The 10959-nt window shown below is 41.1% G+C and carries 9 protein-coding genes and 1 pseudogene; 5 read left to right on the top strand and 5 right to left on the bottom strand.

Annotated features, from left to right (window positions below):
• Window positions 1–611, top strand: a pseudogene (locus ACYTXL_RS14915) (hypothetical protein); the annotation flags it as partial.
• 270 nt (window positions 612–881) lie between these two features.
• A complete protein-coding gene (locus tag ACYTXL_RS14910) occupies window positions 882–1823 on the top strand; it encodes a hypothetical protein (RefSeq protein WP_461925409.1) in 942 nt (313 codons plus the stop codon).
• 147 nt (window positions 1824–1970) lie between these two features.
• On the opposite strand, the gene ACYTXL_RS14905 is transcribed toward ACYTXL_RS14910, so the two are convergent.
• Together ACYTXL_RS14905 and ACYTXL_RS14900 are read right to left on the bottom strand one after the other, a co-directional pair.
• Window positions 1971–2288 (bottom strand): hypothetical protein, encoded by a 318-nt coding sequence (locus ACYTXL_RS14905; RefSeq protein ID WP_461922604.1) that lies wholly within the window; start codon window positions 2286–2288, stop codon window positions 1971–1973.
• A gap of 431 nt (window positions 2289–2719) precedes the next feature.
• Window positions 2720–2857: a hypothetical protein gene (locus tag ACYTXL_RS14900; RefSeq protein WP_461922603.1), complete on the bottom strand. Its 138-nt coding sequence runs from the start codon at window positions 2855–2857 to the stop codon at window positions 2720–2722.
• Window positions 2858–3092: 235 nt separating this feature from the next.
• Between ACYTXL_RS14900 and ACYTXL_RS14895 the strand changes: the two genes are divergently transcribed.
• On the top strand, window positions 3093–5591 hold the full coding sequence (locus ACYTXL_RS14895; RefSeq protein WP_461925408.1) for a pentapeptide repeat-containing protein: 2499 nt from the start codon (window positions 3093–3095) through the stop codon (window positions 5589–5591).
• Between the two features lie 44 nt (window positions 5592–5635).
• On the top strand, window positions 5636–7627 hold the full coding sequence (locus ACYTXL_RS14890; protein WP_461925407.1) for an nSTAND1 domain-containing NTPase: 1992 nt from the start codon (window positions 5636–5638) through the stop codon (window positions 7625–7627).
• Window positions 7628–7701: 74 nt separating this feature from the next.
• On the opposite strand, the gene ACYTXL_RS14885 is transcribed toward ACYTXL_RS14890, so the two are convergent.
• Window positions 7702–7857 carry a hypothetical protein gene (locus ACYTXL_RS14885; protein ID WP_461922503.1) on the bottom strand — a complete coding sequence of 52 codons (156 nt, stop codon included), beginning with the start codon at window positions 7855–7857 and terminating at the stop codon, window positions 7702–7704.
• On the opposite strand from ACYTXL_RS14885, the gene ACYTXL_RS14880 reads away from it, so the two are divergent.
• On the top strand, window positions 7856–8866 hold the full coding sequence (locus ACYTXL_RS14880) for a tyrosine-type recombinase/integrase (protein ID WP_461922504.1): 1011 nt from the start codon (window positions 7856–7858) through the stop codon (window positions 8864–8866). The genes ACYTXL_RS14885 and ACYTXL_RS14880 overlap by 2 nt on opposite strands.
• A 250-nt stretch (window positions 8867–9116) precedes the next feature.
• Here ACYTXL_RS14880 and ACYTXL_RS14875 read toward each other — a convergent pair whose 3' ends face one another.
• Complete coding sequence (locus ACYTXL_RS14875) at window positions 9117–9632, bottom strand: hypothetical protein (RefSeq protein ID WP_461922505.1); 516 nt, start codon at window positions 9630–9632, stop codon at window positions 9117–9119.
• Window positions 9619–10800 (bottom strand): ImmA/IrrE family metallo-endopeptidase, encoded by a 1182-nt coding sequence (locus ACYTXL_RS14870; RefSeq protein ID WP_461922506.1) that lies wholly within the window; start codon window positions 10798–10800, stop codon window positions 9619–9621. Before ACYTXL_RS14870 ends, ACYTXL_RS14875 begins: the two co-directional genes overlap by 14 nt.
• Window positions 10801–10959: the final 159 nt, after the last annotated feature.

The following is a 10959-nucleotide window of genomic DNA, read 5'->3' as shown; positions in this document are numbered from 1 at the left end:
CATTAGTAGAAAAATTCTTCTCCCAAGGGGAGACGCTAAAGCGCAAAGTCAGCCGGGGGGATACTCCCTCCGGTGAACTTTGTAAGAAAGCGATAGAGGATAATCAACCTCAACTATGTACAAAGTGTTTTCAGGTAGTCGCCAAGTCCTACACCTGTGATAAATACCCACATATCGAGTGTACACAGCAATTAAATCATGTAAGTTGCCCCAGTTGTGAATCACCATTGCTTACTTTAAATAATGGCTGTGGTGTGTGTGGATGGATACCCGAAAATTTCTTAGAGGAAAGTGAGCAGCAGCCGCAAGCTGTGCAGAAGCCCAAAGGTAGACAACGTAAGGGCTGTCTGTATAGATACATTGAGAATAAGAAGCTGAAAAGTGGGGCGATCGCTTCTTACCCCCGTGTAATCGGCCACAGAAACCCCGATAATCCTACTCATTGGAGATGGGGGTTTAACTGGGAGGAAAAGATAGACGGAGAGTGGAAGGGGCGGAGTATTGGAAGTGTGCCAGTGGGTGCGATCGCCCTGATTCAATCTATGCAAGAACGCGGCGTTAGCTTAGAAGAAATAATCGGTTTTATTAAGAGGGCGAAAGCTAAAAAATAAATTCTTAGAGGATGAGCAGTAGTGACGGTGTAGGGCGATCGCTGCACCAACGCACCTGTTGAATTACGTCCTCAACAATCATCAGTTTGGCTTGACGAGTCATGCGATCGCATCTTAAAGAGCGGGTAATTGAACTGAATGAGGCAAAGGTTCCAGTTACGGAGATATTAAAATTGCTGACTTATAATCCAAAGGTGAAGCGTGCTTTAGGTCTGGATTAGTAGTAATAAATACGGCTCAACATTAGTGTTTTTTTAAGGAGTAAAATCTGTGGAATTCAGTGAAGAAATTAATCAGCCTTCTACTCTTACAGAAGACTGGAATGACCCTCTTACAGAAGAATGGGTAAATTCGGAATATGGTCAAAATCTTTTAACGCAACTTCAGGCAAAAATGATTGACCCAGAATCTGATGTATTTTGGACTTCTTGGCACAAGCTTGCGGCTGATGGTTTTCTCAATCCCTCAGGTAATGGATACTTAAATCTCAGTCAGCATTTGGATGTGCATCATGGATACAAATCCTATTCAAAATGGAAAAGAGAAAACCCTGAACAAGAAAGCACTTTTTTTGGTTTTTTGTTATGGCATCTTATCAAAACCTTAAAAAGACCAGAGAGGGTATTTAAGGCTTTCCATTTTAGAAAAATTGCAACTAATTGGTACATTATTAACAATCCCACAATTATCATACCAGTTTTTATGCTCAGTGGAAATGATATAAAAGATGCTATTATTCCCAATGTTTATCAAATAGAAACGTTATCACAATGGATGGATATTTATATACAAACAGTGAAACAGACTCGTTCCGGTTCAACACATCGCGTTTCACCATATATTTATAGCTTGTCCCATCTGTTTGGAAATTTACCGAACCAGCCCTTTGAATCCTTTCATTTGCATTGGTTTCCTGGGACTTGGGTAGGAAATATCTCTCTTTACTTTGGTAAAAGATATTTTCCTGGAACAAGGTTTTTTCCTGAACTTATTGAAACTCTTGAAACTATTGAAGAAAATAAATATTCATTGAATCACCTACTTCTGAATTTATTGAAATCCGGTTTTATAAAAAAATATGCGCTCAGAGATTTGCTACAAGGACGACTTCAGATTCCTTGCAGCATCAAATTTTTTCATGGGACTTTGAATCCAGGTGACATAGATTTCTTCTTAGAAGAATTTCTAAAAAGTTTAAATTGTCTTGAGTGATATGAGGGGGAAAAAATGTACTTTGAATCAAAACATGAGAAAAATATTGCACCCAACCACTGCGACCCAGAACGGATTGATCCGTTGCAGTTGTCAGTGCGACACCGAATAGCCCGCCGTAGGCATCGCACCCCAAAATTTTTTCATTCAAGAGTAACTCGGCTCATCTCTACCAATTCCTAATTCCTGCAATTTAGCCTTAACATCTTCCCACTCATCACCACAGTAGTAATACTTTTTATCTTGAAGATTAACAAGGTAATAACCAGGCTTGCCGCCATTGATGCGAAAAAGTTCTATTACAATCTTGTTCTTAGTTATCCCAAATAATCTTTCTCGATCGCTTTTAGGAATGGGTTCACCAGTACGGTTATAAAAAACACCTCCGTTTTTGAAATACCAAGTCGTACCCTCTCTACGAATAATTTGGAAGTGGAGAGGATGAATAATACTTGTCTTTGACATAAGCTATACTCCAAGTAGAAGAGATGATAAATATTGCCCCCAGGTGTAAGCTGGGAGCAGATACTAAGCTAAAAGCTACATATCAAGATACCATCTTCATTTACACCATATTTTAGCCACATTGACACACCATTATTGAATAGTTAAAGTTGCTTTTACAAGTGTGCTTCAACTTTTCAAAAATGTATCTATCTTCTGGATTAGTGTAATGTTGATCTGAAGAATGTAAATGCAATGGAGTGAAGCCGCTTCATCGTCGCCCCTTGAGCTGCTTTCCTCCTCATTTGAGATGATAAATATCGCTTGTATGAATAGATACTAGAAAAATTCTTAGAGGAAAAGCCTAAAACTTAAGTTGACTCGCTTGAAAAACTAAGCGGTTGTCTTGGCTGCTATCTGGAGGATAAAAAGCACAAACCACGGAGCGATGCCTACGGTGGTAAATTACGCTCCTGTGCTTTCAAGCGAGTCAAGCTGCTATTTGTGCGATCGCCCTTTGGAGAAAAACTTTTTGGTTTACTGATTAACTGAACTGTTAGCGCGGCTGAAAGCGCTTCAATAGGAACCAAACGCCCAAGGTGTAGTCCGAGGGCGTTTGGTTTTTATTGATCATGTCCCAATGCTCCCATAGCGATCGCTTTGGATTTACACAAGGAAGGGACTCACACTATGGTGTTTATGACTTGCAATTTTCATTAAATTCTGACGGTAGAAATATAAAATTAACTTAAACCGTTAAAAAACCGGAATTGTTCATGGTATATCTGCTGTATCCAAAAAGAAATTTGTATACAGCGCCCAGCTATGCCCCAGGAGAAGTCATGTCAAAATCTCAGAGGTCGTTCTTTCAAAGGTCAAAACCTTGAGGGGGCAAATTTTAGTTATGCAGATATCCGAGGGGCTGATTTTACAGGAGCTAACCTAATAGGTGCAAACTTTAGCCATGTTCAAGCTGGGTTGCAAAGGCGTTGGGCTATTTTTATATTTCTAATTTCGTGGTTACTGGTGGGAGTCTCAGGATTTCTGTCCAGTTTGGCTGGCTATTTAGCAGCAGCAGCACTTGGCATCTCTAATTTTCATAACCAAATAGCAGGGTTAACTGCTGTAGTTATGTTAGTTATTTTCTTTGTCATTACAATTCGTCGAGGAATGCAAACAGGTTTTGGAGCTATAGCTATAGCCTTAGCCTCAGCCTTAGTTGTAATCTCACTTGGAACAACCATAGTCTTAATTGTAGCGTTAATCAGAAATCAGATGGCCCTTTGGATAGGATACCTAGCAAGTGTCATAACTGGAGACAGCATCGAAAACGCATTTGGAGCATTAATCCTAACCTTAGCTTTTGCTTTAGCTTTGCTAGGAGCCTTACTTGGGGCTTTAGCTATATCCACAGCAATAGTTTTAGCCGGAACCTTAGCTATAGTTGGAACTACACTCGCTGCTTTAATAGGAGCCATACTCGGAACTTTAGTTGGAGGAGCAATCACAGCCATAGCTTCAGGCGTAGTTTTTGCCCAAGTTGGTATTTTCTTTGGTTATATAGCTACAGGCGTAGCTAGCTCTTGTGTCGTAGTCATAACTTTATTAAGCATTTATATTAGTCGGCAAGGACTCAAAGGAGATAAAAAGTACGCCTTAATTCGTGACTTCGCCATTGTCTTTGCCACTTTTGGTGGCACAAGCTTTCATGGTGCAGACTTGACTAACGCTGATTTCATAAAAGCCACGCTCAAAAGTACAGATATCCGAGGTGCTATATTAATCCGTACTCGTTTCCAGCACGTCAAAATGCTCGACCGTGTTCGCCCTGGTAAAACCTATCTGCAAAACTCACAAATACGCCAATTGCTAGTTACAAAACAGGGACAAGACAAAAATTTTGATCGTGAAGACTTGCGAGGAGTCAATTTTCAAGGGGCCAATTTGGTAGATGCCAGTTTTATTGGTGCAGATTTGAGCCAAGCAAACTTACAAGACGCAGATTTGTTCAGAGCAAAGCTAGTCCAAGCACAACTTAACGGAACCGATTTTACAGGTGCTACACTCACAGGAGCATACATTCAAGACTGGGGCATTACCAGTAATACTAAATTTGATGGCGTGAGATGTGAATACGTTTATATGCGACTCCCCACAAAAGAGAACCCTAATCCACTTCGCAAACCTGATAATAACAAAGAAGTATTTGCAGATGGGGAGTTTGGGGATTTCATCAAACCAATTTTTGACACACTCGACCTCTACCACAACCAAGGTGTTCACCCAAGAGCGATCGCAATTTCCTTTAAGCAATTGGCAGAGAATCACCCTGATGCTGAATTAGAAATTGTAGCAATGGAGAAACGGGGGCAGGATAAGTTTTTACTTCGTGCCAAAACCGCAGCTACAGCTGACAAGTCCCAACTAAGTGCAGAATATTTTGACACTTACAATGAGATAAAAAGCTTGCCAGAGCGAGAAATTAGATTACTATTATCAGAAAAAGATAGTAGAATTCGTAGTTTAGAAAATATGGTAATAACAGCGCTACAAAGTCCTAAGTTTTATGCAGAAAATTATAATAACCAAGGGGATACAATGTCACAAAGCTCTAAAAAAGAATCTAATTTTAACTTGCAAGGCGCTCAATTTGGTGGCGGTTTAGTCAATGCAGATACAGTAAATGCTGAACAAATCGGTGGTGATATTACTAACTTAGGTCAACAACAGCAGAAGGAAGCACAAACAGAAACTAACAATTCTGCTGTCAAAACAATTTTAATTCTGGCATCTAATCCTAAAAACACCTCGCATTTGCGATTAGATGAAGAAGTTCGAGGAATTGATTCTGGATTGCAACGAGCCAAAAAACGGGAACTCTTTGACATAAAGCAGCGCTGGGCTGTGCGCGTTCAAGATGTTTACCAATCATTACTGGATTTCAAGCCGCAAATTATTCATTTTAGCGGTCATGGTGCAGGGGAACATGGTTTGGTACTGGAGGATGACGCTGGAAACTTAAAATTAGTGAATACAGAAGCACTTGCTCAACTTTTCTCCTTATTTTCGAGTACCATCGAATGCGTTGTCCTTAATGCTTGTTACTCGGAAGTTCAAGCCGGAGCGATCGCCAAACATATTCCTTATGTAATTGGAATGAATCAGGAAATTGGTGATAAAGCTGCAATTAAATTTGCAACAGGTTTTTATAACGCATTAGGCACTGGAGAATCTGTAGAGTTTGCTTATAAGCTTGGGTGTAACGTTATCCAATTAGACGGAATTCCAGAACATTTGACTCCCGTACTCAAGAAGAAACAGTGATTAGCTTTCTTAATACAGACAACCAATAACACCAAAATTAACCTATGCCAGAGTCAGAAGACCAAAAAGAAGTCTCCAATACTGACTTACGGAACTCCCAGTTTTTGGGTGGGTTTATTAATGCTGAGAACGTTAACGCTGGGCGAATTGGCGGCGACATCCACATCACCAATTATTATTACCGTGAAGATATTCAGTTAGCTGCTGTAAAACCTGCTGAAGATGCTTCGAGTGATGAAAAACTTCCATGCCCTTATCGCGGCTTATTTCACTTTAGTCCAGATGATGCCGAATACTTTTTTGGTAGAGAACTTTTTATAGAAGAATTATTTAGAGCTACTCAAAACCGAAATTTTATCCCTGTGGTGGGTGCGTCTGGAAGTGGTAAATCTTCTGTTGTTTTGGCAGGATTAGTACCAAGGCTGCAACAAGAAGGTCGCTGGCTATTTACTCATTTCCGCCCTGGATCGGAACCTTTTTACGGTTTGGCTGAAGCATTAGTTCCACTCTATACGCCTGATTTGGATAATACGGATCGGATAGCCCAAACACGCAAGTTGGCTAATTACTTCTGCAATGGCAATGTTCTTCTTGCTGATGTCATTGCCAAAATTCAGCAAAACCATCCTCAACATCGTATATTACTGATTGCTGATCAGTTTGAAGAGTTATATACCTTATGCAATGATGAGAAAACCCGCAGTCGTTTTTTGGATTCTCTGCTAACTATTATTCAATCTCCCACCAGCAAATCGCTATCGACAGTATTTGCTGCAACTATGCGGGTGGATTTTTTAAGTTACGCGCTCTCATATCCAGAATTTGCGGATCAGTTGAAATCTGACATCAAACTGATCAGATCAATGAATCGCTCTGAACTATCAGAGGTAATTGCCAAGCCTGCCCAAAAGCTAGGAGTAACATTTGAACCAGGACTAATAGAACGCATTTTAAATGATGTAGAGTCTGAACCAGGGAACTTACCATTATTGGAGTTTGCTTTAACTTTGTTGTGGGAGAAACGCACCAATCAGCAATTGACTCATGCAGCTTATGAAGCTATTGGTGAAGTGCAAGGAGCGTTAGCTAGTCATGCAGATACGATTTACAGGAATTTAAAACCTGCTCAACAGCAACAAGTAAGCCAAATTTTCATGCAATTAGTTCGCCCAGGTGAAGGTACTGAAGATACGAGACGAGTGGCAACAAAAGCCGAATTAGGTGAAGAGAATTGGTCATTGGTGCAAGATTTGGCTGATGCGCGATTGGTGGTTACAAGTCGTAGTGCTGAGGAGCAAGAGACTGTAGAAGTTGCCCATGAAGCTTTGATTCAACACTGGCAACAATTACAAAGTTGGATTGATGAAAATCGCAGCCAAATTATACAGAAAAACCGAATCGAACGATTGGCTGATGAATGGGAAGATAATAAAAAATTGCCTGATTATTTACTGCAAGGTAAACAACTAAACGAGGCTCAGGCTTTCCAGAAGAAAGAATCGGCAAGCTTAAAATTATCGAGTTTAGCTAGGGAGTTTATTCAACAAAGCATCAAGTACAGGCGAACGAATCGCTTCAGACTCATTGGTTTTGGTTTTATTCCTTTAGTGGCTTTAGCTGTATTTTTAGGATTTTCTGCTACTAGAGAAATCAAAATCCGTGGGAATTGGACTATTGTTGAGGAAGCTAAGGGAAAAAAAGATAGCCTTGCAAGAAATCGCTCACTTGAAGAACTGGTCAAGTTTGGTGTCTCCCTCGACTATATTCAACTCAATGGTGCCGACCTCCATTTTGCCGTACTCAATGGTGCCAACCTCAATAGTGCCAACCTCAATGGTGCCAACCTTGAAAATTCTGAGTTCGGTTGTAGAAATATTTCTGAAAGTCAGAACCAATGCACCAATCTCAGTGATGCCCAAAACCTAATATCTAAGCAAGTTAAAGCTGCCCAAAATTGGCAACAAGCCTGCTATAGTCCTGATTTTCGTAAACAACTGGGCTTACCACCTGATACTCGAAAGCAGTGTAAAAATTAACGCTTTTCCATAAACCACAAACTTTTAAAAATGAACCTAATAATAGGGGTTTCAGCCAGAATTAGATCCCTGCTTTAAGGGTGGGGATTTTCACTTCCCAACGCTCTGACATTAAATTTATCCATCGCATTATAAAGGTGATCGCCGCGTTCCTGATTGCCCACGATGCTGGATAATGGGTGTGGTATTGGAAACAGCCATTCTCGATACCGCAGCCTGGGTGGAGTCATGAGCAAAGATAGCGAATCCGTCGAGTTAGTTGTAGTCCAAAAATTAGAAAATGCCCTTAGTGCCAAAATTGAGGCATACTTTGCTGGTGTAATTGACTCCAACCCCGACGTGTTGGAGGAACTGCTGAAATCCAAAAATAGTGAGGGAACCCGTCGGGCTTACCGCAAAGATATTACAGATTTTTTCACTCGCATGACGGGCCAGCGCCCTAACCGGGATTCTATTTTGGAGTTTTTACACCTGGACGGTCACAAAGCAACGCTGGTAGTGACTAAATATAGATCCATACTCAATGAAGCTTCCCTAGCACCTAACACGATTAACCGTCGACTAGCTGCAATTAAATCTTTGGTTGCTTTTGGACGAAAGCTGGGAGTTTGCAACTATGCTGTAGATGTGGACAGTATTCCAGTGCAGTCCTACCGCGACACTAGCGGTGTAACTGAGCAGGAATTTTTGAGTGTGATCCGGCAGTGCGATCGCTCCTTCTTGGTAGGGAAGCGGGACTATGCTTTGTTGCTGCTACTGTGGGGCAATGCTTTGAGGAGAAATGAGATTAGCACCTTGGACTTGAGACATTTTGAAGGATCTAAGGGGACGCTATCAATTTTGGGTAAGGGCAAGCAAGTACGAATAATAATTAACCTGCCAAAAGTCACGGTCATTGCGATTACTGACTGGCTGATTGCCCGTGGTGGTGAAATGTCTTTGTCCCGCCCGTTATTTACCTCGGTGGATTTCCAAAATTATGGTAACAGGTTAACTGGCGATGGCATTTATAAAATAGTCAAGCGCTTGTTTAAACGGGCTGGTGTTGAAAAAACTATGTCCCCGCACCGTTGCCGCCACAGTGCGATTACTGCTGTACTAGAAAAGACCGATGGCAACGTCCGCAAAGCCCAGAAACTCAGCAGACACGCTAAATTAAATACGCTCCAAATTTACGACGATAACCGCAATCGCGATCAACTGGAGATGTCTGAGCTATTAATGGACGGGTTGGATTGAATCAGTTGCCACACTATATAAGAATTTCAGAAACACTTTTTGGGTGGTTCAATTTTGGCAAAATTGAAGTTTTTTAGGTAAAGCCCAGTAGTTATTCAACGAAATAATGGTGGTTTTATGCTCTTTAAAAGATAATAATTCAGTTTCGTTTTAGGCAAAGATGAGTTGAAAGTGTATTTATGTTCCGTTACTAACAAACCTCTTTTACAACCAAATCTTATATGGCAATTAGTCTAACCACATTTGATTTTTAGCTCGTGCCATACTTCTGTAAACTTGTTGTCCAATCTGCCAAAACTCTGGAAGAAATGTGTTTACCCCGCTCCTTGATTAATGAATCAGCCATTGCCGTCACCTCTATCACTGTTTTGTGTGCTGTCTCTACCATCTCAGTCAATAATCGCAGTGTTCTGGTGTAGGTAACACGGTATGCCTTGCAGGTTTCAACAACTAGCCCATCATCACTAGCACAAATCAGCAATTGATGACGGGCAATGGCAATTGTAGATCGATCCGCGACACTTAAAAGGGGCGCTCTAACGCTAAATTCTAGAAAACTAGCAAACATCTCTTCTGTGGAAAGAGTCAGAGGTGTTAAGTATTGGTTAGCAGCTTGGCGAGTTAGGGGTTCCAGTTGATCTGAGTCTAGAAGTTCCTGGGCAATGTACAACGGGCTGTAGTGCTGTTGTAGCCACCCCCACTCGTTCAGCCAGCGAAAATCAATGAGTGCTGTTGCGTCAAGAATTGTTCCATTAAGCGACTGCATAAACCTCATTTTCTTGACGACGCACCCGCAGTTTTTCAACAGTTAAGTTGAGAAGTTCTGCTGCTTTCATCTCTGAAATCTTGCCCAATTTTAAGGACTGCCAAATTAGAAATTCATAACGTTCATTTTCTGGATAATCATCCGCAGCCAGTGCTGGTGGTAATTCCATTGAGTTTTGCAAAGATGCACCATCATGTTGCTTTTTATAAATTGCACATATTTTGGCTTTCTCTTTAGCAAAATCAATGATTCCCATTTCTGCTAAACGATTCAAGATGACTAAGTAACTCACCCGAAAATGCCGTTTGAGTTTGACAATATCTTTGGTAAGTGTGTACATCCGCTCAAATTCAGCTTGGGGAACAAGTAGGTGACTGGCAAAGTAATCAGCCACCTTTTCTCGTGCTTTTTCTTCTTCTTTGGTTCCTTCTTCAATTAGAGTGTCTTGGTACTCTACACGGTGAAAGATTAGGTGTCCAATTTCATGTGCAAGGGTAAATAATTGACGTTCAATGGTGATGTTATGGGTATTTACCAAAACAAAAGCACCTTCAATATCACTACAAGCACTCAGACCAAAGAAACCTTTAATGGGAACGGAGGAGCGTAAAACTTTTAAGCCGATTTCTTCTACAGACTGAAACAGGTTGGCAATGGGAGCATCTCCCAAGCCCAAGCGATGGCGAAATAAAGCAGCTATTGCCTGAATGTGCTTTTCGTTGCCTTCTACTTGGTGGCAAGGTGTACTTTCTGGAGTGTAGGTTGGTAAGCCAACGGCTTGTTCTAAGGCGTTATAAGTTTGCAGCATTCGTAGCACTTGGGCTGCAAACTGGGCATTTTTGTCGAATGTTACATAAGCGCGGAACCGGAAGTTGGGTAGTCCTTCACCTTGTGAGCGTAGCAAGTCATCGAGTGTAATGCCCAAAACACTCGCCAGAGCAGAGAGGATTTTGCTGTCTGGTAAAGTTTTGGCGTTCTCGTAGTTATTGATGCTCTGGCGAGTTACCCCGGTAGTTGCAGCAAGTTGCTCTTGAGACAAGCCTAGACTTTTACGGTAGCGGATCAGGTTCGCAGCAATGATCTCTTTCATGGCTGATTTTTGAGAGCGATCGCTAGAGGTGTCAAAGTTGTTAATACTATTTTCTTTAATTATAATAGAAAATGTCAAAGCAGTTTTACATCAGTTTTAAGGAGGTGATAAAGATATGGCAAAGAATACAGGTAACGGTTATCCTGACTTTTCACGGGATGTGGAAAAGAAAGAGTGGTTCGCGATGGACTATCGCGAACCACCTGCTATTATTTATTATATTTGGAGGTTTCTTCA

It is taken from the genome of Nostoc sp. (assembly GCF_054880495.1).
Note: the sequence above shows the minus strand (reverse complement) of the source record. Positions and strands in the feature narration are given on the sequence as shown.

Bases quoted from the DNA above. Each gene is read 5' to 3' on its own strand.
- ACYTXL_RS14895 (WP_461925408.1), top strand. From the start codon at position 3,093: ATGCCCCAGGAGAAGTCATGTCAAAATCTCAGAGGTCGTTCTTTCAAA.
- ACYTXL_RS14875 (WP_461922505.1), bottom strand. From the start codon at position 9,632: ATGCAGTCGCTTAATGGAACAATTCTTGACGCAACAGCACTCATTGAT.
- ACYTXL_RS14890 (WP_461925407.1), top strand. From the start codon at position 5,636: ATGCCAGAGTCAGAAGACCAAAAAGAAGTCTCCAATACTGACTTACGG.
- ACYTXL_RS14905 (WP_461922604.1), bottom strand. From the start codon at position 2,288: ATGTCAAAGACAAGTATTATTCATCCTCTCCACTTCCAAATTATTCGT.
- ACYTXL_RS14885 (WP_461922503.1), bottom strand. From the start codon at position 7,857: ATGACTCCACCCAGGCTGCGGTATCGAGAATGGCTGTTTCCAATACCA.
- ACYTXL_RS14880 (WP_461922504.1), top strand. From the start codon at position 7,856: ATGAGCAAAGATAGCGAATCCGTCGAGTTAGTTGTAGTCCAAAAATTA.